This window comes from Ruegeria sp. HKCCD8929 (assembly GCF_013031405.1).
GTDB lineage: Bacteria > Pseudomonadota > Alphaproteobacteria > Rhodobacterales > Rhodobacteraceae > Ruegeria.
Genome location: NZ_WPZY01000010.1, coordinates 98,833 through 122,185, shown reverse-complemented (window position 1 = coordinate 122,185; position 23,353 = coordinate 98,833). Strand labels below are relative to the sequence as shown.

Here is a 23,353-nt window from a genome sequence, read left to right as displayed (position 1 = left end):
CCCACAACAATGGATTGGCTACAATTGGCTGCTCCATTTGTCGCGGCTGCATTTGGTGTGCTCGTTTATGGTAGGCAGAAAAGAATAGACCGGAAAGAAGCTCTGATCGAGGCGAGGCGCCGCGTCTATAAGCACTTCCTAGACGCGGTTTTTGAACACGCGGAGAGGCGTTCTGAAGAAAGTCGGTACGCATATGACAAGTCTAAAACTGAGCTGATTCTAGTCGCTTCGAACGAGGTGCTGGAAGAGTTGGTCATGCTTCAGGAAGCGAGTGTTATGGACGATATCGCTCTTGGGGAGTGGGACGTACATGAGCGAATTTTGCCCGTCATTTCAGCCATGCGTGCTGACTGCTTCGAAATCACTGAGATTTCTGAAGATAAGCTCAGCTACTTGACCCCAATTGGGAAACCAACACCGCTTCATCCCAGGTCGGAAGGTCACTTTGAACCTCAATGAGACCAGAAAACTAGATAGTCGCGGCGATAAGAGCGCGGAATCAAGGCCGATAGGCCGCCGCGCAATCGCCAGACCGCCCGCACGGGCTGGCGATATGGCTCCAGCAGCCCCACGCTCGACCTTCACACGGATTTGGCTGCCATAAAGTGACCTGCTCCGAGTTCGGATCGCCATCCCGCGGTCTGGCGATTGCGCGGCTTGTCTCCTCTTGGTCACCCACAGATATGTGACGTGACACTTGCCCCCAAGCCTTTAGGCTCCGGCTCATGATCTACCGATTGATTTGCATCTTTCTGCTCACCGCCTCCCCAGCCCTCGCGGTTGATACCTGCCACGGCGATACCGCGTGCCAGCTTGGCGACCGCTCGTATCACATCCTCGAACCCGACGGTTGGGACGGAGAAACCCCGCTGCCGGTGTTGCTGCATTTCCACGGCTGGGCGCGGCAGGGGAACGTCGTGGTGAACCACACGCGCATCGCGGGTGCGACCAGACGGCGGGGCGTACTGCTGGTGGCCCCGAATGGGCGGCATCGAAGCTGGGATTTCTGGACGTCCGAGACCGATGATGTGGAGTTCGCCAACCGGGTGCTGACGGATGTCGCGAAACGCTATCCCGTGGACCCGCAGCGCACTTATGTCTCGGGCTATTCCTACGGCTCGGCCATGGCCTGGCGCTACGCGTGCCAGTCCGGCAACAGCGCCGCGGCCTTGCTCGCCATCGCAGGCACCCTCAGCCAGACCGAGGCCTGTCCCCAAGGCCCCGCCGAGGTTCGCCATGTGCACGGGCTGGATGACACGGTGATGGATTTCCCTTTCGGCCCCGGTGCTGACACCACCTATCCGGTGGCCCTCTGGCGGGAGAAATACGGCTGCGCCGACCCCACGCCCGGCGGTGACTGGCAGGCAAAACCGTTCCTTACCCTCACCCGCACCGAATGGACCGATTGCGCCGCAGGCAAGGTCACTCTGGACGTCCATCCGGGCGGGCATTTCATCCCGCATGGCTGGATCGCGCGGCAGTTGGATGAGCTTTTGGGCCTCACCCCCAGCTATCCGTGACGCCGCTCTGGCCCAAGACTTGCACCTTGGTCCATTCTTTGTCATTGCCTCTGGCAACCGCATGTTTTTGCCAAAAGGCCCCGCGCAATGAAATTCACTCTGTCCTGGTTGAAAGATCACCTTGAAACCGATGCGTCGGTCGAGGAAATCGTCGAGGCGCTCACCGATCTTGGCCTTGAGGTCGAAGAGGTGGTGAACCCCGCCGACCGGTTGAAGGATTTCACCCTCGGCAAGGTCATACATGCCGAGAAGCATCCCGATGCCGACAAGCTGCGCGTCTGCAAGGTGGACACCGATGAGGGTGAGATGCAGATCATCTGCGGCGCTCCCAACGCGCGCGAGGGGATCACTGTCGTGGTCTGCAAGCCGGGCATGTATATTCCCGGCCTCGATATCACCATCGGTGTGGGCAAGATCCGGGGCGTGGACAGCTATGGTATGATGGCCTCCGAACGCGAACTGGAGCTGAGTGACGAGCATGACGGCATCATCGAGCTGCCGTCGGGCGAGGTGGGCGACCGGTTCGTGGACTGGCTGGCCGAGAATGACCCGGCCAAGGTCGATCCGGTGATCGATATCGCGATCACGCCGAACCGCCCTGATGCGCTGGGCGTGGCGGGCATCGCCCGCGATCTGGCGGCGCGCGGTCTGGGGGCGCTCAAGATCCGCGATTACACACCGGTTCCGGGTGAGTACGAAAGCCCGATCAAGGTGACCATCGACGAGGATACGCTGGACGGCTGCCCTCTGTTCACCGGTCGGGTGATCCGGGGGGTGAAAAACGGCCCCAGCCCGCAATGGCTGCAGGATCAGCTCAAGGCCATCGGTTTGCGTCCGATCTCGGCGCTGGTCGATATCACCAACTACATGACCTACGACCACAACCGCCCGCTGCACGTCTTCGACGTGGACAAGGTGGCGGGCCATCTGCGGGTGCATCGCGCGGCGGGTGGCGAGACGCTGACCGCGCTGGATGAGAAGGAATACACCCTGCAGCCCGGCATGATGGCGATTTCGGACGACAATGGGCCGGAGTCCATCGCCGGGATCATGGGCGGTGAGGAAACGGGCTGCACCGGGGAAACCGTGAATGTATTCCTCGAAAGCGCCTATTGGAACCATGTGCAGATCGCGCTGGCGGGCCGGGCGCTCAAGATCAATTCGGATGCGCGGTACCGGTTCGAGCGCGGGGTGGACCCGGAATACACGCTCGAGGGGCTGGAGCACGCGACCCAGATGATCCTCGATATCTGTGGTGGCGAGGCGTCCAAAGTCGTCGTTGCGGGCAAGGTCCCGGATCACTCCCGCGCCTACAAGCTGGATGCCGAACGGGTGCAGTCGCTGGTGGGCATGGACATTCCCGAAAGCGATCAGCGCCAGACCCTGACCCGGCTGGGCTTCCGGCTTGAGGGCAACATGGCGCATGTGCCGAGCTGGCGCCCGGATGTCATGGGTGAAGCCGATCTGGTGGAAGAGGTGGCGCGCGTCGCGTCGCTCACCAAGCTCGAAGGCAAACCGCTGTCGCGTTTGACCGCTGGTATTCCGAAACCGGTGATGACCCCCAAGCAACGTCGTCAGGCGATGGCACGCCGTACCTGTGCCGCGCTGGGCTACAACGAATGCGTGACCTACACCTTCATCGACAAGGCGGCAGCGGCGCTGTTTGGCGGTGGCGACGATGCCACCATGCTGGAGAACCCGATCTCGTCCGAGATGAGCCATATGCGCCCGGCGCTACTGCCCGGCTTGTTGCAGGCCGCCGCCCGCAACCAGGCGCGCGGCTTCATGGATCTGGCGCTGTTCGAGGCCGGGCCTGCCTTCCATGGCGGCGAGCCGGGTGAACAGCACAGCCTGATCTCGGGCCTGCTGGTCGGCCGCACCGGACCCAAGGACGTTCAAGGCGCCTCGCGCCCCGTGGATGTCTATGACGTCAAGGCCGATGCCGAGGCGGTACTGGCCGCCATCAGTGCGCCGGCCAAGGTGCAGATCCTGCGCGGTGCGCGCGAGTGGTGGCATCCGGGCCGCCACGGCAAGATCTGTCTCGGCCCGAAAAAGGTGCTGGGCGTTTTCGGCGAACTACACCCGCGTGTGTTGCAGGCCATGGACATCAAAGGCCCGGCAATGGCGTTCACCATCTGGCCGGACGAGGTGCCGCTGCCGCGCAAATCCGGTGCGACCCGGCAGGCGCTGGAGCTGCGTGATTTGCAGGCGGTCGAGCGTGACTTTGCCTTTGTGGTCGACGCGGAAATCGAGGCGCTGACGCTGGTCAATGCCGCCGCCGGGGCCGACAAGGTGCTGATCGAGGATGTGCGCGTTTTCGACGAATTCATCGGTGGCAGTGTGGGTGAGGGCAAGAAGTCTCTGGCCATCACCGTGCGTTTGCAACCGACCGAGAAGACGCTGAAGGAACAGGATATCGAGGCAGTCAGCGCCCGGATCGTCGAAAAGGTGGCCAAGGCCACTGGCGGCGTTCTGCGCGGCTGAGGCCCGGTTTCCCGAATGGATGGGCCGGATCAACCGGCCCATTTCCTCAGACGTTTCGATAAATGACCGGGAACGTGTCGCTGGCAAAAACCTGACCGGCGGTCATGCCGGGATCGTGCAACCACTCGGTCACACTGTCGCGCGGATTATAGGTCGCGCCATCCACGGCGAAACGGATTGCGTATCCCCGCCGTCTCCGTGTGGAGGTGCGGTTGCCCATTGCCGAGTGCACGATCATCCCGTCAAAGGCCAGCGCGTCGCCCGGGTCCATGTTGTAGTGGGCGATATCATATTTCTCGCGGTCCGCCTCGAAATCCGGCATGTCGATATAGTCCGGATTGTCCTCCTCAAGATAATGCAGAAAGCCACCCAGCTGATCTGTCTTGAAGGGGCGATAGTTGGCGCCCCAGGCGTGCGAGCCGCGCACGAATTCCAGCGCGCCGTTGTCCTCGTCAACCGGGTCCAGTGCGATCCACATTGTCATGATCGGTCCCTTGACCGGCCAGTAGGGCTGATCGGTGTGCCACCCTGTCTGCGTCTTCGTGCCCGGCTCCTTCACGAAGATCTGGTCATAGATCAGCGATGCCCAGCTTGATCCGGCGACCTCGGCCACACGCTGGCCGATGTCGGAGGTCAGGCAAAAATCCTGGAAGGCGCCCGGTTCCTTGCGCATGTTCTTGTAGGCGAAATACCGGTCGCCTTTCTGTACCTCGGCGTCGATGGCCGCGCGCAGAGTTTCCAGCCATTCATCGGTCAGAATGCCCTTCAGATGAACGACCCCTTCGGTGCGGTAGCTGGCCCGCACGGTTTCCAGGTCCGGTGTAAGTGTCATGGTTTGATCTCCCAACAATTGCTTAGGTCCCGCGATATGCGGGGCGGTTGTCAATTGTCAGGTGGCCGGAGAGCTGCGGTTATTGATAATGAAATTCGGCCAGCAGGACCGGCAACTCCAGGTTCCGGTCAAACGGTGTACGAATTGTTGCAGGCGCATCTTCATGGATCGAGATTGCACCCGATCGCCGATTGGAGCAAGAATATCCTGTCCCGACTTGCGGGCAGTCCCCATCACAGCAGCAGGAACGCACGATGACCCTTTCCGTTTACCTCTCCGGCGAGATCCACACCGACTGGCGCGAACAGATCGTTGAAGGAGCAGCCGGGCTGGATGTGGCATTCAACAGCCCGGTGACCGACCACGGTGCTTCGGACGATTGCGGCGTGTCGATCCTGGGGGCCGAGCCGAACAAATACTGGCATGACCACAAGGGCGCGATGGTGAACGCGATCCGGACCCGCAAGGGGATTGCCGACGCCGACGTCGTCGTTGTGCGCTTCGGCGACAAGTACAAGCAATGGAACGCCGCCTTTGATGCGGGCTATGCCGCGGCACTCGGCAAGTCGATCATCGTGCTGAATCCGCCCGAGCATCAGCACGCGCTGAAGGAGGTGCACGCCGCCGCGCTGGCCGTCGCCGAAGAGCCGCGTCAGGTGGTCGAAATCCTGCGCTACGTGTTGACCGGTAGCCTGCCGGGCTGAGCGCCGTCACGTCATTCTTGTCTGCTCGCGGGGTGCCTCCTACCGTCACATGGCAGAGCTTGGGGAGATGCTCGTGACGGAATTCGATTATGTGATTGTCGGCGGCGGGTCCGCCGGTTGTGTGCTGGCCGCGCGACTCAGCGAGGTACCGGATGTTTCGGTCTGCCTGATCGAGGCGGGCGGTAAGGGCGAGGATTTTGTGATCCGGGCGCCGGCGATGGTGGCGGCGATGATCTCGGGCCGACCAAAGATCAACAACTGGGCGTTCCACACCGTGCCGCAGCCCAGCCTGAACGGGCGCAAGGGCTATCAGCCAAGGGGCAAGGCATTGGGCGGCTCGTCGGCGATCAACGCCATGCTCTATGTGCGCGGTCACCCCTCTGACTACGACGGCTGGGCCGATCTGGGCTGCGAAGGCTGGGACTGGCAGAGCGTTCTGCCCTATTTTCGCAAGGCCGAGGGGAATATGCGCGGCGCCGACGATCTGCATGGCGGCGACGGTCCGTTGCAAGTCGCGGATCAGTCCGAACCGCGTGCAATCTCCCATGCCTTTGTCGAGGCCTGTGGCCAGCAGCAAATCCGCATCAACCCGGACTTCAATGGTGCCGAGCAGGAGGGCGCCGGCCTCTATCAGGTCACGCAGTTCCACTCCGGCAAGGCCCGGGGTGAGCGGTGCTCCGCCGCCGCGGCTTATCTGCGCGGCAATCTGAACCGCCCCAACCTGACCGTCCTGACCCGCGCCGCCGCCCAGCGCGTTCTGTTCGACGGCAAACGGGCAATTGGTGTGGAGCTTCGCCGCAAGGGCCAGCCCGAGCAGGTCAGGGCGCGGCGTGAGGTGATCCTGTCGGGCGGGGCGTTCGGCTCTCCACAACTGCTGATGCTGTCGGGGATCGGTCCGGCGGATGAGTTGGCGCAACATGGGATCGCGCCGGTTCACGAACTGCCCGGAGTGGGGCAGAACCTGCAGGATCATCTGGATTACGTGATCAGCTATCACTCCAAACGCAGGGACGTGGTCGGGCTGACGCCGGGCGGGTTGTGGGATCTGACCAAGGCCGGGCTGAAATGGCGCAAGGACGGGCGCGGGATGTTTGCGACGCCCTTTGCCGAGGGCGGCGCCTTCGTCAAATCCGACCCGTCCCAGCCGCGCCCCGATCTGCAATTGCATTTCGTTGTCGGGATCGTCGACGATCACATGCGCAAGATCCACTTTCGGCACGGGTTCTCATGCCATGCCTGCGTGCTGCGACCCTTCTCGCGCGGGCATGTCGGCCTAGCCTCGGCCCGCGCCTCGGACGCTCCACGGATCGATCCGGCCTTCCTGAGCGATGCTCGCGATCTGGATCTGCTGAAGACCGGCGCGCGGCAGATGGAGGCGATCCTGCAGACGTCCCCGCTGGAGCCGTGGCGCGGCAAGCGGCTTTATCCTCTGGACGGGAGCGATGCGGCGCTCGAGGCTGATATCCGCGCCCGGGCGGATACCATCTATCACCCGGTGGGCACCTGCAAGATGGGACAGGATGAAATGGCCGTGGTGGACCATCAGGCGCGGGTGCACGGGGTCGAGGGGCTGCGGGTCGTCGATGCCTCGATCATGCCCACGCTGGTTGGCGGGAACACGAATGCCCCCACCATCATGATCGCCGAAAAGATCGCCGACGAGATCAGTCGCGCGGCGGCGTGACCAGCCCCGTCTGAACCGCCGGGCGGTCGAGGAACCGGTCGAGATAGGCGGTGACGTTCTTGTTGTCGTCCCAACCGACAACCTCTCGGGCCTCGTAGAAATCCAGCCCGCGTAGCCAGGGTGCGATGGCGATGTCGGCGATGGAATACTCTCCCGCAATCCAGTCGCGCCCGGCCAACTGACCCTCAAGCACGGCCAGCAGGCGTTTGGCCTCGTTGACATAGCGTTCACGCGGGCGCGGATCTTCGATGTCGGCGCCTGCGAATTTGTAGAAGAATCCAAGCTGCCCGAACATCGGACCGATACCGCCCATCTGGAACATCAGCCATTGCGTGATATGCGCCTTGTCGCTGGCGGTCTGGCCGATGAACTTGCCGGTCTTTTCGCCCAGATACAGCAGGATCGCGCCGCTTTCGAACAGGCCGATGGGCGCGCCGTCCGGGCCGTTCGGGTCGATGATCGCGGGGATCTTGTTATTGGGGTTCAGCGACAGGAACTCGGGGCTTTTGACGTCCGCATCGGCCAGCGTGACCTTGTGCGCCTCATAAGGCAGCCCGGTTTCTTCAAGCATGATCGAAGCCTTCACCCCATTGGGCGTCGGAAAGGAGTAAAGCTGAATGACGGACGGATCGGCGGCAGGCCACCGTTTGGTGATCGGAAAGCTCGAAAGGTCTGGCATGGTGTCTCCTGAAATCGACTGGTTGGGGAAAAATAAGCACGCTTTCCCATAAAACCATTCTCCCGTTCATGCGAATTGCGCACATTGAATCTGCGCAGATGCGGAAACCACTCACCGCATGGCGGTTGGAAATAGGGAGAACAGAGCCATGATAAACGAGTTCAAGGACTTCATTGCCAAGGGCAATGTGATGGATATGGCCGTCGGGATCATCATTGGCGCGGCCTTTACGGCCATCGTGACGTCGCTGGTTGGGGATCTGATCAATCCGATCATCGGTTTGTTCACAGGTGGCGTCGATTTCACCAACAACTATGCCGTTCTGGCGGGCGAGGTGCCTGCGGGTGCGAGCCTTGAAGCCGCGCGCGAGACCGGGGCTTCGGTCTTTGCCTATGGTGCCTTCATCATGGCCATTATCAACTTTCTGATCATCGCATGGGTCGTCTTTATGCTCGTCAAGATGGTCAACCGCGTGAAGGAAGCGGCAGAGAAAGAGGAAGAGCAGGCCGAAGAGGCACCGGCAGGGCCCAGCGAGTTGGACATCCTCATGGAAATTCGCGACGCGTTGAAGAAGTAACCGCAGTCGTCGAGAATGAGCGGGGCCTGTGGCAGTTCGCAGGTCCCTTTTTCTTGGGTGCCGCACCAAGGCTCGTGTGGCGAATGATCAGGATTTGATATGGAACAGGTTGTAGAACTGACAAACGGTGCATGGCCGCTGTTGTTGAATGCGGGCAAGGCGCTCATCGTCCTTGTGCTGGGGTGGATCGCCGCTGGTGCAATCAGCGGTATGGTTCGTCGGCGGATAAACGCGACGCCTCAGATCGACCCCACGCTGGGCAATTTTGTTGCCAGCCTGGTGAAATGGGTTGTCCTGGCCATGGTCCTGGTGGCTGTGTTGGGCATTTTCGGAATCCAAGCCACAAGTATTGTCGCCATTCTGGGTGCGGCCTCGCTGGCCATCGGTCTGGCTTTGCAGGGCACGCTCAGTGATCTGGCAGCCGGTGTGATGCTGGTGGTGTTTAGGCCCTACAAGCTGGGCCAGTATGTGGATATCGGCGGGACTGCGGGAACGGTGAAGGACCTGAACCTGTTCACCACCGAGCTTGTGACCCCGGACAACGTACAAATCATCGTGCCGAACGGGCAGTCCTGGGGCTCGGTCATCACCAACTATTCCGCCCACGAGACACGGCGCGTGGATCTGGTGTTCGGGATCGACTACGGCGACAGCGCGGATAAGGCGATCGAAATCATCCATAGTGTGACAAGTGCAGACAAACGCGTGTTGGCCGATCCCGAGCCTTGGGTGAAGGTTACCAATCTCGGGGACAGCTCGGTCGATCTGACGGCCCGTGTCTGGTGTGCGGCAGATGACTATTGGGATGTGAAGTTCGAACTGACCAAGGCCGTGAAAGAGGCGTTTGACGCCAAGGGTATCTCGATCCCCTATCCGCATTCGGTGGAGATCAAGAAAGAGGCGTGACAAGCGCTCCCGCCCGTCGTTCGGGCATTTTGCAATGCCCTCCTCCCGTTGGGCCCAGCGCCGCGCTTTCAGCGCGGCGCTGCTGCGTTTTGAACAGAGGCTGGGCACTGGTGTTTCCAGCCGCGCCTTTGGCGCGGCGCTGGGCCCAACTCTGTAAAGCGCCCTCGACAGAGGGCGCTTTCAGGGGCGGGAGCACCTCGTCTCTCAGGCTTTCACCACCACGCCCGGCGACACCACGTCGATGCCGAGTGCCTTGCCGACAGCGTAGTAGGTGAGTTGACCGGCATGCACGTTCAGACCGGCCAGCAGGTGCGGGTCGTCCTGGCAGGCCTGTTTCCAGCCCTTGTCGGCCAGTGCCAGCATGAACGGCATGGTGGCGTTGCCCAGTGCGATGGTCGAGGTGCGCGCCACTGCGCCCGGCATGTTGGCCACGCAGTAGTGCATGATCCCGTCCACGTCATAGATCGGGTCCGCATGGGTGGTGGCACGCGAGGTTTCGAAACAGCCGCCCTGGTCGATGGCAACGTCCACGAGCGCCGCGCCCGGCTTCATGGTCGAAAGCTGTTCGCGGGTGATCAGTTTGGGGGCGGCGGCACCCGGGATCAGCACCGCACCGATCACCATGTCCGCTTCGGCCACAAGCTCGGCGGTGTTGCCCTTGGAGGCATACGAGGTCTTGAACTCGCTGCGCATGGTGTCGTCGAGATAACGCAGACGGGGTAGACTCATGTCCAGCACGGTTACTTCCGCGCCCATGCCGGCCGCGACGCGCGCCGCATGCGTGCCCACCACGCCGCCGCCGATCACGACGACCTTGGCCGGTCCCACGCCGGGAACCCCGCCCATCAGCACGCCACGGCCGCCATTGGCTTTTTGCAGCGTCCAGGCGCCCACCTGCGGTGCCAGTTTGCCCGCCACTTCGGACATGGGCGCCAGCAGAGGCAGACCGCCGTTGCGGTCGGTCACGGTCTCGTAGGCGATGGCAGTGCAGCCCGAGGCCAGCAGGTCATGGGTCTGATCCGGGTCCGGCGCCAGGTGCAGGTAGGTGAACAGCAACTGCCCCTCGCGCAGCATCTTGCGCTCGACCGCCTGCGGTTCCTTCACCTTGACGATCATGTCGGCGGTGGCGAACACCTCCTCGGCGGTCTCGACGATGCGGGCCCCGGCCTCGACATAGGCCGCGTCATCGAACCCGGCGCCAAGCCCGGCCTTGGTCTCGATGATCACCTCATGCCCACGCACAACCGCTTCCTGGGCCGCGTTGGGGGTCATGCCCACGCGGAACTCCTGAGGTTTGATTTCCTTTGGACACCCGATTTTCATTGTCCATCCTCTCCATTCATAAACTGCCTAAATTATGTGCAAAATGGGGCGCAATTTCTGTGAAACTCCACTCGTCTTTACTGTGAATTGCGGGATAGAATTCTACGGTATGCCAATTCTCTGCAATGGATGTGCGTGAATGAGCCTCGATGCAACAGATCGAAAGATTCTGGCCGCGCTTCAGAACAAGGGCCGGATGTCGAATGCCGAGCTGTCAGAGCAGGTCAATCTGTCTCCCTCAGCCTGCCACCGACGCGTACAGCGGCTTGAGGCGGACGGCTATATTCGCAATTACGTGGCGTTGCTGGATGCGCGCAAGATGGGCGTGCCCACCACGGTCTTTGTCGAGATCACACTGCAGGGTCAGGCTGAAGAGGTGCTGGACGCGTTCGAGCGGGCAGTGGCGCGGATACCGGATGTGCTGGAATGCCATCTGATGGCGGGAACGGCGGACTATATCCTCAAGGTCGTGGCCGAAAACACCGAGGATTTCGCCCGCATTCACAAGCAATACCTGTCGCGGCTGCCGGGGGTGGCGCAGATGCAAAGCTCGTTTGCGCTGCGGACGGTTTTCAAAACCACGGCCCTGCCGGTCTGAACGGCGGAAATCCGCACCGGGCTTGCGTCAAAGTTGTCGCTTGTAAACCCGGGACATACATAGGATTTTAGAGTGATCCCGCGTCTCCTGCCTGCACATCGGGCATCCCGCCCGAATACTCCGTTCAAACGGGGGGTGCCGGATTTGTTGCAGGCGGCGATATCGCGCGGATGACGCCTGAAATTTACAATACTCCGGTAACGGAGTGCGACGCATTGGACGAGAAGGAGCAGATCTTGAACTACGACGCTGAAGACCCGAACAAGGACTGGCTGGCTGCCGAATTGGAGGACACGCTGGACGAGGATTTCGAGATCGAGTTCAGCGAGCCGATGCTGTCGATGGAAGTCCGCAAGATCTACAGGAACCAGCACCCGAACATGCTGGACCGCAAGGTCTATTTCCGCAACCTGCTGCGGCTGCAGGCCGAACTGATCAGGGTGCAGGACTGGGTGATGCATACCGGTGCCAAGGTCTGCATCCTGTTCGAAGGCCGCGACAGCGCAGGCAAAGGCGGTGTGATCAAGCGGATCACCCAGCGTCTGAACCCGCGTGTGGCCCGTGTCGTGGCCCTGCCGGCCCCCAGCCGCCGCGAGCAGAGCCAGTGGTATTTCCAGCGTTACGTGCCGCATCTGCCGGCAGCAGGTGAGATCGTGCTCTTCGACCGCTCATGGTACAACCGCGCAGGCGTCGAGCGGGTAATGGGGTTCGCATCAGACGATCAGGTCGAGCAGTTCTTTCAGGACGTTCCCGAATTCGAACGCATGCTGGTGCGGTCAGGGATCATCCTGTTGAAATACTGGTTCTCGATCACGGATGAAGAGCAGCAGTTGCGATTCCTCATGCGGATCCATGATCCGATGAAGCAATGGAAACTGTCGCCTATGGACCTGGAGTCCCGCATCCGGTGGGAGTCCTATACCAAAGCTAAGGAGGATATGTTCTTTCGCACCAACATCCCCGAGGCGCCGTGGTATATCGTCGAAGGCAACGACAAGAAGCGCGAGCGCCTGAACTGCATCGAGCACCTGTTGACGCGGATACCATATGACGACGTACCGCAGGAAAAGGTCACGCTGCCGGACCGCAAATACAACCCGGACTACGAGCGGCGGGTTCTGCCGGACGAGCTTTACGTTCCCAAGGTCTACTAAGAAAAAACGCCCCGTCTCGACGGGGCGTTTTCTTGAGCGGGTTGATTGCCTGGATCAGAACAGGAAGTCGCCAGCGTTCAGATCGGAAAGCAGGGTGTTTTCCAACAGCATGGTGTGACCCGCGCCGTCGTCAATAAGGACATTTCCGCCCGACTGGGTCATGTGGTTGGCGCTCAGATCCGAGAAATTGGTGATCTGCGCCGAGGATCGCAGGTCAATACGATCAAGGCCCTCGAAGTCCTTAACCGTGTCGATCCCTTTGCCAAAGATGAACGTATCAGCGCCGGCGCCGCCGTGCAGGACATTGGTGCCGGTCCCTCCGGCAATGATATCATTTCCATTGCCTCCCCAAACAAGATCATCCCCGTCTCCGGCAAAGATCTTGTCCCAGCCATTGTCACCATACATCCTGTCGGCACCGCCATGGCCTTCTAGAACGTCATTGCCGTTCATTCCGCGCATCGTGTCGTTTCCGGCACCGCCATAGGCAAAGTCATTTCCGATACCGGAGTAGATTACATCGTTTCCGTTTCCGCCTCTGGAACGGTCATGGCCATCACCGGCAAAAATCTTGTCGTTGCCATTGTTGCCGAAAATTCTGTCGGCACCAGCATGGCCTTCCAAAATGTCATCGCCGTTCATGCCGTGCATGGCGTCATGCCCTGCGCCGCCATAGACAAAGTCATTTCCGATGCCGGCGTAGATTATGTCGTTTCCGTCTCCCCCCCATGCGCGATCATGGCCGTCTCCGGCAAAGATCCTGTCATGTCCGCCATTGCCATGAATTCTGTCCGCTCCATCGTTACCCTCAAGAGTGTTGTTTGCTGAGGATCCCTCCAGGATATCGTTGCCCTCACGGCCTACCAGCTTTCCGGGTGCGGCAGCAGCAAGAACAAGCCAGTCCGCGGCATCCGTCCCTTCGGTGCCGGCAGGAACCACTTTTCTGACCGGGCCTCCACCCCCGCCGCCACCGCCGGTATCCAGTTGCACAGCCGCAGAGGTCTTCGCAAAGTTCTGGGTGACCATGATCGCGTCGTAGCCCTGGAACCTTCCGGTCTCGATCCCGATGCCGATCACCGTGACGTCAGGATTGAGAATGTTCGCCCGGTGGCCTGAGCTGTTCATCAGGCTGTCGTGCAGGTTCTCCACATCGTCGCTCAGACCCGGAGCGCCCCTCAAGCTTTGCCAGGCAATGTTCTCGGCCCAGGTCCAACTGCCTGAAAACACAAATCCCGCGTCGCGCATCCGGTCGCCGGCGGATGACCCTCCGCTGCCGGTATGCGAGAAATTACCGGATCGCAGCATCCAGTCGCTGTGGTCTTCGGATGAATCGTTCAGCCTGAGTTCCAGCTGGACCGGGTTGAGCCCGCGCGATGCGCGCTCGGCGTTGATTAAGTCCAGCATTTGCCGTTCGAGTGAGCTGGCTACGGACATGTGAGTGACTCCTGTGAGTGGTGCTATTATCCCCACCCCCCTTTAGTGGCAGCAATAAGGCAGAGAAAAGGAGCCACGCGGTTGTTACCGGTCGGCGGCAGATTGCAGCCGGATTTGTAACGCAAGATGTGCGGGAAGCTGCACGGCAAACAGCGTTTCCGAAAGGCGGCAGAAAGCTGCGCAGGCCTGCCCTCACGGATGGCGGTTCTTCACGCAGAATTTTGGTTTGCCCGGGTCCGGAAACGACTCGGTTGTCGCGGATCTGCAAGATCGCTCCGCCCGATCGGGCAGCCTTGAGCAATTCTCACGCGCGGAGTTGGACATGGTTGCAACCGACCCCAACACAATGGCGCGAGGCGGTGGAACGTCCGAGTCGCGCCCCTTGTTCGGCATCCTGTGGCTGTTGCTGGCCACCACCCTGTTTCCTGTGCAGGACGTCATCATCAAAAGCCTCAGCGGCGATCTTGCGGTGCACCAGATCGTCTTTTGGCGCGGCCTGTTTGCCTTGCCGCTGGTGGTTGCAATCGCCTGGTACGAAGGATCGCTCTGGCCCTTGAAGCTGGGTTCGGTGCCACTGCAATTGCTGCGGGCAGGGGCGGCATTCTGCTCTTATCTGGTCTACTACATGGCGCTGGCGGCGATCGGCATGGCTGAAACAGCGTCAATCACCTTTTCGACGCCGATCTTCGTCACCATCCTTGCCACCATCTTTTTGGGCGAGCGGATCGGTTGGTACCGCTGGCTGGCCGTTTTTATGGGGTTGGCAGGGGTGGTGGTGATCGTGCAGCCCGGCGCCGCGGTGTTCGAACCGGCGGCGGTGCTGGCACTGCTGGCGGCGATGGCCTATGCAATCTCGATCATCTGCACCCGCCGTCTGGGCAGCCGTAGCAATGGCGGCACGATGACGCTGTTCTCGGTGATCTTCTTCATCCTGGGCGGAGGCGTTCTGGGGCTGATCTTCTCGGGGCTGCAAACCGCGTCGCCGCATCCGAGCCTTGCCTTCCTCTACCGGGACTGGGTGGCGCCGGGTGCAATGGGCTGGCTGTTGCTGATGGTTCTGGGCTGTACCTCTGGCGTCGGGTTCTTTGCGCTGAGCCAGACCTATCGGCTGGCCGAGGCCAGCGTGGTCACCCCGTTCGAATACACCTACCTGCCATGGGCGATCCTGTGGGGGTATCTGATGTTCGGCGCGTTGCCGGGGGTATCCACATGGATCGGCCTGACCCTGATCGTGGGGGCCGGGCTGCTGATCGTGTTCCGCGAAACCTTGCGGGGCCGCAGTGTGGTGCGCCGCCGGGGGCTGGGGGTGCTGCGGCAGAGGTGAGCCGCAGCGCCGCTACATTTCGTCGATCAGATCCAGCATCTCGGGCGAGAGCTGGTCCTCGCGCAGTTCGAATACCCGGGGTTCCCCGTCCTCTCCGGTCACCACGATGCGATAGGTGATCATGTCCGCCCCGACGCCCTCGAAACCTTCGGTCTCTGCGGCGATCTTGCCAAGCTGTTCGGGATCGAACGCCGTGCAATAGGTTTGCGCCAGTTCCGGCGGCTGGCTGGAAGGGTCGAACCGCTTGTCTATGCCAGCCGCTGCCAGTCCGGCAAAGCCGCCACTTGAGGTGATTTCGATAATCATTGCAAGACATCCTGCTATGGCATCGGGCGTTCCCAACGGCGGCTCCTCGTGCTCAGACCGAGATACCCACAAGCCGCCAGGCCCGGCGAAGCATCATCATCTCATAGCTGCCGACCCCGTGCAAATCGATTGCCGCGTCCAGGGTCTGCGCCGCCCAGTCGCCGAACGTGGCCAGGGGGTTGTTGAGGTTCTGCAAGGCCCGGTACCAGATATGGCCCGGCTTCTCCCAGGCATTTCCGCCCAGATACATGCAGTAGAGATAGAAGGCGTGATTGGGAATGCCCGAGTTGATGTGGACGCCGCCATTGTCGTCGGTGGTGTTGACGAACAGGTCCATGTGATAGGGCTGCGGGTCCTGACCCAGCAAGCCGTCGGAATAGGCGGTGCCCGGGGCCTTGAGGCTGCGCAGTGCGACACCGTTGACGCCTGAACCCAGGATGCCCTTGCCCACCAGCCAATCGGCCTCATACACATTCTGTCCCAGCTTGCGCTGAACCGTCATCGAGCCAAAGACATCGGCCACGCTTTCATTCAGTGCACCAGACTGCCCCTGATAGACCAGCCCGCCCGAGAACTGCACCACGCCATGGGCCATCTCATGCCCGATGACCGACAGTTCGGTGAAGGTCTGGAAAATCTGCCCATCCCCGTCGCCATAGGCCATCTGATTTCCATTCCAGAAGGCGTTGTTGTAGTTGCGGCGGTGATGCACGGTTGCGATCAGCGGCAGGCCCTGACCATCCAGCGAGTTGCGATTGAATTCGGTGGAAAACAGGTCGAAAACCTCGCCTGCCCCATCATAGGCCTCATCTGCGGCTGAATCGCCGGTGGCCGGGTCGCCCTCGGCCCTCACCAGAGTGCCGGGCAGCGCGGCTCTGTTGCCCCCGTCGTGGATGCGCCGGTCGCACACATGCGCGGCTGCGGCGGGTTGGGCCAGCGCCGAAGTGACAAAGGCCCCGACCCGGCCCTCGTTCGGCACCATCACGCCGGTGCTCTGGTCGGCACGGTCCTTCCGAACCTGCTTGTTCTGCTTCAGCATCGAGCGGGCCATTTTCTGAACGGAGGCATCGCCACGCATGGCCATGACGCGCAGCATGTGAGGTGGCACGATGCAGTTGATGGGGTTGTGAGAGGTACACATGATAAAATTCCTTCGTGTTAAAGAAGGAAATTATACCACAAAACGACAGATTCGGGCAGGCGCGGCACCGCTCTCGGCAATCCGGTCCCTAAACGACAAACCCCCGGGCGTGGCCTCGGGGGTCGTCAAATAGTGTCATCCAAAGCTGGACGAGCGAGATCTTAGAGCAGACCTTCGCGCTGGGCTTTCTTGCGTGCCAGCTTACGGGCACGGCGGATCGCTTCAGCTTTCTCGCGCGCTTTCTTCTCGGACGGCTTCTCGAAATGTTGCTTGAGCTTCATTTCACGGAACACGCCTTCGCGCTGCAGCTTCTTCTTCAGGGCACGGAGCGCCTGATCGACATTGTTGTCGCGAACACTAACCTGCATGTGGTTGTCACCACCTTTCTAAGTTTCGAGTTGCAAGGAAGTTTGCAGGAGTTGGCCGTATAGCAAAGCCCCGGTAAGTTGTCTAGTACTGGGGCCGAGATCGGGAGATTTGCCATGACGACGCCATACGAAGACGCCAAGGTTCAGTTGCTGGACGCCGCCCTTGCCCATGTTCCCTTTGACGGCTGGTCCGAGGCGACGTTCCGCGCGGCGATCACCGACAGCGATCTGGACGAGGGGCTGGCCCGCGCCGTCTGCCCGCGCGGCGCGGTCGATCTGGCGCTGGCCTATCACGCGCGCGGCGATGCGTTGATGCTGGAACGTTTGACCTCCGAGGACCTGTCGCATCTAAAATTCCGCGAAAAGGTCGCCACTGCCGTGCGCTTTCGGCTTGAGGCCGCCTGCGACCGCGAGGCGGTTCGGCGCGGCACCACGCTGTTTTCGCTGCCCGCCTATGCCGCTGACGGGATCAAGGCGATCTGGGGCACCTGCGATGCGATCTGGACCGCGCTGGGCGACACCTCGGACGATGTGAACTGGTACACCAAGCGGGCGACGCTGTCGGGGGTCTATTCTTCGACCGTGCTGTTCTGGCTGGGCGACGATTCGCCTGACCATCAGGCCACGTGGGACTTCCTCGACCGCCGGATCGAGAACGTGATGCAGTTCGAGAAGTTCAAGGCGGCGGTGCAGAAGAATCCGCTGCTGAAACCCTTCCTTGCCGGACCGAACTGGCTGGCCGGTCAGATTAAGGCGCCATCCGGCATGCCAGACCTGCCCGGGTCGCTTTCCCCACGCCGCTGACCGCGCCCGGGCTTTGCGCCTGGGAATGCACCTGCTAGGCATGGGGCACATCAACAGGAGGTCCCATGTCCCAGGAAATGCGCGCCGTCGAGATCAGCCAGCCCGGCGGACCCGAAATCCTGCAACTCACCACCCGTCCCGTGCCCGAGGCAGCCACCGGCCAGGTGGTGCTCAAGGTGGCCTATGCCGGGGTGAACCGCCCCGACGCGTTGCAGCGCGCAGGCGCCTATGATCCGCCGCCCGGTGCAAGCGATTTGCCGGGGCTGGAATGCTCGGGCGAGGTCGTGGCGGTCGGCGCCGGTGCCGAAGGGCTGTCGGTGGGCGACAAGGTTTGTGCCCTGCTGCCGGGCGGAGGTTATGCCGAATACGTCTCCACCCCCGCCGCGCATTGCCTGCCGGTGCCCAACGGGATGGGGATGAAACAGGCCGCCTGTCTGCCCGAGACCTTCTATACCGTCTGGTCCAATGTCTTCACTCGCGGCGGGTTGAAGGCGGGGGAGCGGTTTCTGGTTCATGGCGGTTCCAGCGGTATCGGCACCACGGCAATCCAGTTGGCCCATGCCTTTGGCGCGCGTGTCTTTGCCACCGCCGGATCGGATGAGAAATGTCAGGCCTGCCTCGATCTGGGGGCCGAAAAGGCGATCAATTATCGCGACGAGGATTTCGTCAAGGCGATGCGCGCCGAGGGCGGGGCGAACCTGATCCTCGATATGGTGGGCGGCGACTACATTCCGCGCAACGTCAAGGCGCTGGCCGAGGATGGGCGACTGGTGCAGATCGCCTTCCTTCAGGGTCCAGTGGTCGAACTGAACTTTGCCCTGATGATGGTCAAGCGCCTGACCCTCACGGGCAGCACCCTGCGCCCGCAGAGCGATCTGGCCAAGGCGCGGATCGCGCAGGATCTGCGCGAGGCGGTCTGGCCGCTGCTTGAGGCGGGCAAGGTTGCGCCGGTGATGGACAGTGAGTTCGAACTGGCGGATGCGGCGGCGGCCCATGCGCGGATGGAAAGCTCGGGCCATATAGGCAAGATCGTTCTGAAGGTTTCTGGCTGACGCGAAAAGCCCCGGGAACGAGCCCGGGGCTTTTTGAGTGGCGGCAATGGACCTCCAAGGATACTCGGGGATCTGTCAGGCGACGGCCCGGCGATAGAGATGCCAGGTTGCGTGCCCCAAAACCGGCACCACCACGATCAGCCCCAACAGCAGCGGTATGGAGCCTACGACCAGCAGACCCACCACGATGGCGCCCCAGCTCAGGATGACCACCGGATTGTGCCGCAGCACCCGTACCGAGGTCACCACCGCCACCGGCACCCCGACCTTGCGGTCGAGCAGCAGCGGAAAGCTGACAACGCTGATGGCCAGTGCGGCCAGAGCAAACAGGAACCCTACAAGAGTGCCGACAACAATCATGGTCCAGCCTGCGGGCGTGGTCAGCGTGTCCCGGACAAAGGCAGTGAGCGAAGCCGGCGGCTCGGGGCCGAGGGTCTGGACATAGACGCTCTGCGCCATCATCAGCCAGATCAGAAACAGCATCGTCAGGTAGAACCCCAGCACCAGGATTGCCCCGAACGAGGGTGATCGGAAAACGCCGAAGGCGTCCAGCCAAGACACTTCCGCCCCCTGTTCTCGACGGCGGCTGATCTCGTAGAGGCCAACTGCGGCGACGGGACCCAGCAGCGCGAACCCGGCCACCAGCGGCGCCAGCAGCGGGATCATGTCCATCTGCATGCTGAACCCGAACAAAACCAGCCCCGCCAGCGGATAGACGATTGCAATGAATATCGCGTCGGCACGGATTGCGAGAAAATCCTGATACCCCGCCCTCAGGCAGTCGGTCAGATCCTGCATCGTCAGCGTCTGCACCATCGGAAGCTCGCGCGTGTCCGAACTGCCGATCTGGCTGACACTATCCGAGACATGTTCGCCGGTGGCGCCCAGATTGCGGGCGGCCCACGAGATTGGGTTTCCGATTGTCTTTGCCATGGTCATTCCCTTCCTTGGCGTGAGCGGTGCGCCGCGGAACGGGTCCGGCATCCGGAAAGCGTCAGACCGGACCGACCGGCAACGCCTGAGCCAAGTATAGCACAGATCGGTAAATGGACGAATCACCTCTGTGCGACAGGGCATTGCGTAGCCGGACAGGATCGCTTCAGCCTTTCGAGAAATCGATGCGCCACGTCTATCGCAAATATCACGTGAACGCCGAAGCTACGGCAGGGTATTGGAGATTCAACTTTTACCCGAAACGCTATAGCTTGGCTGCAAACCGGAGGAGCACATCATGAGCGACACTGCACGTACCGTTGTCATTCACGAGGTTGGCGGGCCCGAGGTTCTGCGCCTTGAGGACCGCCCGTTGGGCGAGCCGGGGCCCGGCGAGGTCCGCATCCGCCATCACGCCTGCGGGCTGAACTTCATCGACATCTACCAGCGCACCGGTCTCTATCCGATGGAGCTGCCCCATGCGCTGGGCATGGAGGCGGCGGGCGTGATCGAGGCGGTGGGCGAGGGGGTCACTCACCTGCAACCCGGCGATCGTGCCGCCTATGCCGCAGCCCCATCTGGGGCCTATGCCGAGGCGCGGCTGATGCCCGGCGCGCAAGTCTGCCCGTTGCCCGAGGGGATCGAGTTCGAAACCGCCGCCGCCGCGATGCTCAAGGGGATGACTGTCGAGTATCTCTTTCACCGCACCACCTCGCTGCACCGGGGCGATACGGTGCTGTTCCACGCCGCGGCGGGCGGCGTCGGGCTGATCGCCTGCCAATGGGCGAAATCCGAGGGGATCAGGCTGATCGGCACGGCAGGCACGGATGAGAAATGCGATCTGGCGCTGGCTCATGGCGCCGCCCATTGCATCAACTATCAGACCGAGGATTTCACCGCGCGTGTGCGTGACCTGACCAAGGGCGAGGGTGTGGATGCGGTGATGGACGCGGTGGGGGCCGACACCTTCGAAGGCTCGCTCGACAGTCTCAAGCCGCTGGGCATGATGATCTCATTCGGCAATGCCTCGGGCCCGGTGCCGCCCGTCAATATCGGTATTCTGGGGCAGAAGGGTTCGCTCAAGATCACCCGGCCCACGCTGTTCACCCATATCTCCCGGCATGAGACCTGTCAGGCCATGGCACGGCGGCTGTTTGGTAAGATCACAGGCAGCGAGGTCAAGATCCGCATCGACCAGCGCTTCCCGCTTGAGGATGTGGCGGATGCTCACCGCGCGCTTGAGGCGCGGCAAACCACCGGCAGCACGGTGCTGACACCGTAAACGCAGACCAAGCTTTGAACCGAGCACCGAGCGCGTCGCCCGAACCCTCAGCCGCGCGGCTTCTCCAACTGCCATTGCAGATTTGCCTTCACCGTCGGCCATTCGGGCGTCGTGATCGAGTAGACCGCCGTATCACGCAGGGTGCCGTTGGCCATGATCATGTGCGTTCGCAGAACCCCATCCAGCTTGGCGCCAAGCCGTTCGATGGCGCGGCGGCTCTGGTGATTGATGAAATGGGTGCGGAACTCGACCGCAATGGCATCCAGTGTCTCGAAGGCATGGCGCAGCAAGAGCAGCTTGCACTCGGTATTGAGCGGCGTGCGCTGCACCGCCTTCCGGTACCAGGTTGAGCCTATCTCCAGCCGCCGGTTGGGGTGGTCGATATTCATGTAGGTGGTCATGCCAACCGCCTTGCCCGAGGCATCGAGCACCGCAAAAGGCACCATGCTACCGCTTTCCAGCAAGTCCAGACGTCGGGCGATTTCATCTTCGACGCCTTCTGGGGCAGGCACCGTCGTGTACCAAAGGCGGTGCAGCTCGCCATCGGCCGCCGCCTCGCGCAGCTCGCCCGCATGTGCAGAGGACAAGGGAACAGCGGCGCAGTGCTGGCCGGTCAGGGAAACGGATGTGGCCCACATGGAAAAACCCTCCACAAAAGACAGGACCGGCGCGGTGAGCGCGCCGGTCCCGGTAAACCTGTCATGATCGGGGAGAAACAGACAGGTAAATAAACAGCTTACCCGAACACGCGGCCCAGAGCGCCGTCCACGGCGTCGGTGATCTGGTCGATATCGTCGGGGGTCGCGATCAGCGCGGGTGAGAAGCACAGCGTGTTGTTGCGGCCCGGCAGCGAGCGGTTGGTCACGCCGATGATCACGCCCTGGTTCATACAGTCGGCCACGACCGCCTGCGCCAGTTTCTCGTCCACCGGTTCCTTGGTCGAACGGTCCGCAACCAGTTCGGCGCCCAGGAACAGACCCTTGCCACGTACGTCGCCCACGACCTTGTGCTTTTCCATCAGAGCCTGCAGATTGCCCATCATCCGCTCGCCCATTGCGGTGCAGTTACCCAACAGGTTCTCATCCTCGATGATCCGCATGTTCTCGATCGCCGCAGCCGGACCGGCGGTGCAGCCGCCAAAGGTCGAGATGTCGCGGAAATAATTCAGCGGGTCCGAGGTGTCGTCCTTGAACATCTCAAAGACCTCCTCGGTGGTCACCATGCAGGCAATTGCCGCATAGCCCGAGGCGACACCCTTGGCCATGGTCACGAAGTCCGGCTTGATGCCATATTGCTGATAGCCGAACCAGGTGCCGGTCCGGCCCACCCCGCAGACAACCTCGTCGATATGCAGCAGCACGTCGTATTTCTTGCAGATCTCCTGCACCCGCTCCCAATAGCCGGCGGGTGCCTCGATCACGCCGCCGCCTGCGGTTACTGGCTCAAGGCACAGCGCGCCGACGGTTTCGGGACCTTCGCGCAGGATCACCTCTTCGATGGCGTCGGCTGCGGCCTGACCGAAGGCTTCGCCCGACAGGTCCTCCTTGCCCAGCTCATGCTTGCGGTATTCCATGCAATGCGGCACGCGCACGAAATCGGGCGCAAAGGGGCCGTACTGCGCGTTGCGCTCGTCCTGACCGCCTGCCGACATGGTGGCAAGGGTCGAGCCGTGATAGTCGCGGTCGCGATAGAGGATCTTGGTCTTCTTGCCGCCATAGCGCTTATGCGCGATCTGGCGGACCATCTTGAAGGCCTTCTCGTTCGCCTCGGAGCCCGAGTTGGTGTAGTAGACCCGGCTCATGCCCGGCATCTTGTCGATCAGCATCTCGGCAAAGTTCGAGCCTGGGATCGAGCCTGCGGTATTGGCGAAATAGCACAGCTTCATCAGCTGGTCGTAAACCGCCTTGGCAATGGATTCGCGGCCATAGCCGACGTTGACGGTCCAGACACCGCCCGAGACGGCATCCAGATGTTCCTTGCCCTTCTGATCCCAGACGCGCATGCCCTTGCCCTCGACAATGATGCGCGGATCGTTGGTTTCAAAGGGTTTGTGCTGGATCAGGTGATGCCAGATATGGGCGCGGTCGGCCTCGACCACACGGGAAAGATCGTTTTCGTTGAACGTGCCGTCCATGACATGCCCTTTCAGAGTGAAGCGGTGCGCGGGAATCGGGATTGGTCCCGTCCGGGCAGGTTGTTTTCCATGTTTCAGATCAGCGCGAAAGGGCCATGTTAGATAGGGCCAGTT

At 61.7% G+C, this 23,353-nt stretch carries 23 protein-coding genes; 13 read left to right on the top strand and 10 right to left on the bottom strand.

Annotation, left to right across the window (positions count from 1 at the left end; genetic code table 11):
* The first annotated feature begins 24 nt into the window (after positions 1-24).
* The 3 genes from GOX53_RS16245 (at position 25) to pheT (ending at position 4,004) form a co-directional block, all read left to right on the top strand.
* Positions 25-459 (top strand): hypothetical protein, encoded by a 435-nt coding sequence (locus GOX53_RS16245; protein ID WP_171178128.1) that lies wholly within the window; start codon positions 25-27, stop codon positions 457-459.
* Between the two features lie 266 nt (positions 460-725).
* Positions 726-1,520: a PHB depolymerase family esterase gene (locus GOX53_RS16240; RefSeq protein WP_171178126.1), complete on the top strand. Its 795-nt coding sequence runs from the start codon at positions 726-728 to the stop codon at positions 1,518-1,520.
* Positions 1,521-1,607: 87 nt separating this feature from the next.
* Positions 1,608-4,004 carry a phenylalanine--tRNA ligase subunit beta gene (gene pheT, locus GOX53_RS16235; protein ID WP_171178124.1) on the top strand — a complete coding sequence of 799 codons (2,397 nt, stop codon included), beginning with the start codon at positions 1,608-1,610 and terminating at the stop codon, positions 4,002-4,004.
* A 46-nt stretch (positions 4,005-4,050) separates the two neighbouring features.
* Here the strand turns inward: pheT and GOX53_RS16230 are convergent, their stop codons facing one another.
* Positions 4,051-4,836, bottom strand: coding sequence for a phytanoyl-CoA dioxygenase family protein (locus GOX53_RS16230; protein ID WP_171178123.1), 786 nt, complete (start codon positions 4,834-4,836; stop codon positions 4,051-4,053).
* Positions 4,837-5,090: 254 nt separating this feature from the next.
* Here GOX53_RS16230 and GOX53_RS16225 point away from each other — a divergent pair, with 254 nt between their 5' ends.
* Positions 5,091-5,540 (top strand): YtoQ family protein, encoded by a 450-nt coding sequence (locus tag GOX53_RS16225; RefSeq protein ID WP_171178121.1) that lies wholly within the window; start codon positions 5,091-5,093, stop codon positions 5,538-5,540.
* A gap of 73 nt (positions 5,541-5,613) precedes the next feature.
* Positions 5,614-7,224 (top strand): GMC family oxidoreductase, encoded by a 1,611-nt coding sequence (locus tag GOX53_RS16220; protein WP_371810329.1) that lies wholly within the window; start codon positions 5,614-5,616, stop codon positions 7,222-7,224.
* Here GOX53_RS16220 and GOX53_RS16215 read toward each other — a convergent pair.
* Complete coding sequence (locus GOX53_RS16215) at positions 7,205-7,903, bottom strand: glutathione S-transferase family protein (RefSeq protein WP_171178118.1); 699 nt, start codon at positions 7,901-7,903, stop codon at positions 7,205-7,207. The genes GOX53_RS16220 and GOX53_RS16215 overlap by 20 nt on opposite strands.
* A 148-nt stretch (positions 7,904-8,051) precedes the next feature.
* Between GOX53_RS16215 and mscL the strand changes: the two genes are divergently transcribed.
* Complete coding sequence (mscL, locus tag GOX53_RS16210) at positions 8,052-8,480, top strand: large conductance mechanosensitive channel protein MscL (protein ID WP_171178117.1); 429 nt, start codon at positions 8,052-8,054, stop codon at positions 8,478-8,480.
* Between the two features lie 99 nt (positions 8,481-8,579).
* Positions 8,580-9,386, top strand: coding sequence for a mechanosensitive ion channel family protein (locus tag GOX53_RS16205; protein WP_171178116.1), 807 nt, complete (start codon positions 8,580-8,582; stop codon positions 9,384-9,386).
* A 204-nt stretch (positions 9,387-9,590) separates the two neighbouring features.
* Here GOX53_RS16205 and ald read toward each other — a convergent pair whose 3' ends face one another.
* A complete protein-coding gene (gene ald / locus GOX53_RS16200; protein ID WP_171178115.1) occupies positions 9,591-10,709 on the bottom strand; it encodes an alanine dehydrogenase in 1,119 nt (372 codons plus the stop codon).
* Between the two features lie 139 nt (positions 10,710-10,848).
* Between ald and GOX53_RS16195 the strand changes: the two genes are divergently transcribed.
* On the top strand, positions 10,849-11,307 hold the full coding sequence (locus GOX53_RS16195) for an Lrp/AsnC family transcriptional regulator (protein WP_171178114.1): 459 nt from the start codon (positions 10,849-10,851) through the stop codon (positions 11,305-11,307).
* A 236-nt stretch (positions 11,308-11,543) separates the two neighbouring features.
* Positions 11,544-12,461, top strand: a complete 918-nt coding sequence (gene ppk2, locus GOX53_RS16190; RefSeq protein ID WP_171178113.1) for a polyphosphate kinase 2 — start codon at positions 11,544-11,546, stop codon at positions 12,459-12,461.
* Between the two features lie 54 nt (positions 12,462-12,515).
* Here ppk2 and GOX53_RS16185 read toward each other — a convergent pair whose 3' ends face one another.
* Positions 12,516-13,895: a CAP domain-containing protein gene (locus GOX53_RS16185; protein ID WP_171178112.1), complete on the bottom strand. Its 1,380-nt coding sequence runs from the start codon at positions 13,893-13,895 to the stop codon at positions 12,516-12,518.
* 322 nt (positions 13,896-14,217) lie between these two features.
* On the opposite strand from GOX53_RS16185, the gene GOX53_RS16180 reads away from it, so the two are divergent.
* Positions 14,218-15,219, top strand: a complete 1,002-nt coding sequence (locus GOX53_RS16180) for a DMT family transporter (RefSeq protein WP_171178111.1) — start codon at positions 14,218-14,220, stop codon at positions 15,217-15,219.
* Positions 15,220-15,231: 12 nt separating this feature from the next.
* Here the strand turns inward: GOX53_RS16180 and GOX53_RS16175 are convergent, their stop codons facing one another.
* The 3 genes from GOX53_RS16175 to rpsU all read right to left on the bottom strand — a co-directional run bounded on the left by GOX53_RS16175 (position 15,232) and on the right by rpsU (position 17,034).
* Positions 15,232-15,525 carry a protealysin inhibitor emfourin gene (locus tag GOX53_RS16175; RefSeq protein WP_171178110.1) on the bottom strand — a complete coding sequence of 98 codons (294 nt, stop codon included), beginning with the start codon at positions 15,523-15,525 and terminating at the stop codon, positions 15,232-15,234.
* 52 nt (positions 15,526-15,577) lie between these two features.
* Positions 15,578-16,666 (bottom strand): M4 family metallopeptidase, encoded by a 1,089-nt coding sequence (locus tag GOX53_RS16170; RefSeq protein WP_171178108.1) that lies wholly within the window; start codon positions 16,664-16,666, stop codon positions 15,578-15,580.
* Positions 16,667-16,827: 161 nt separating this feature from the next.
* Positions 16,828-17,034 carry a 30S ribosomal protein S21 gene (gene rpsU, locus GOX53_RS16165; RefSeq protein WP_005614280.1) on the bottom strand — a complete coding sequence of 69 codons (207 nt, stop codon included), beginning with the start codon at positions 17,032-17,034 and terminating at the stop codon, positions 16,828-16,830.
* Between the two features lie 114 nt (positions 17,035-17,148).
* On the opposite strand from rpsU, the gene GOX53_RS16160 reads away from it, so the two are divergent.
* A complete protein-coding gene (locus tag GOX53_RS16160; RefSeq protein WP_171178106.1) occupies positions 17,149-17,838 on the top strand; it encodes a COQ9 family protein in 690 nt (229 codons plus the stop codon).
* 65 nt (positions 17,839-17,903) lie between these two features.
* Positions 17,904-18,890, top strand: coding sequence for an NAD(P)H-quinone oxidoreductase (locus GOX53_RS16155; protein WP_171178104.1), 987 nt, complete (start codon positions 17,904-17,906; stop codon positions 18,888-18,890).
* Between the two features lie 75 nt (positions 18,891-18,965).
* On the opposite strand, the gene GOX53_RS16150 is transcribed toward GOX53_RS16155, so the two are convergent.
* Positions 18,966-19,823: a DUF2189 domain-containing protein gene (locus tag GOX53_RS16150; protein ID WP_171178102.1), complete on the bottom strand. Its 858-nt coding sequence runs from the start codon at positions 19,821-19,823 to the stop codon at positions 18,966-18,968.
* A 298-nt stretch (positions 19,824-20,121) separates the two neighbouring features.
* Here GOX53_RS16150 and GOX53_RS16145 point away from each other — a divergent pair, with 298 nt between their 5' ends.
* Positions 20,122-21,105 carry a quinone oxidoreductase gene (locus GOX53_RS16145; protein ID WP_171178100.1) on the top strand — a complete coding sequence of 328 codons (984 nt, stop codon included), beginning with the start codon at positions 20,122-20,124 and terminating at the stop codon, positions 21,103-21,105.
* Between the two features lie 47 nt (positions 21,106-21,152).
* Here the strand turns inward: GOX53_RS16145 and GOX53_RS16140 are convergent, their stop codons facing one another.
* Together GOX53_RS16140 and GOX53_RS16135 are read right to left on the bottom strand one after the other, a co-directional pair.
* On the bottom strand, positions 21,153-21,743 hold the full coding sequence (locus GOX53_RS16140) for a GNAT family N-acetyltransferase (protein WP_171178098.1): 591 nt from the start codon (positions 21,741-21,743) through the stop codon (positions 21,153-21,155).
* A 98-nt stretch (positions 21,744-21,841) separates the two neighbouring features.
* Positions 21,842-23,239, bottom strand: coding sequence for an aspartate aminotransferase family protein (locus GOX53_RS16135; RefSeq protein ID WP_171178096.1), 1,398 nt, complete (start codon positions 23,237-23,239; stop codon positions 21,842-21,844).
* Positions 23,240-23,353 lie beyond the last annotated feature (114 nt).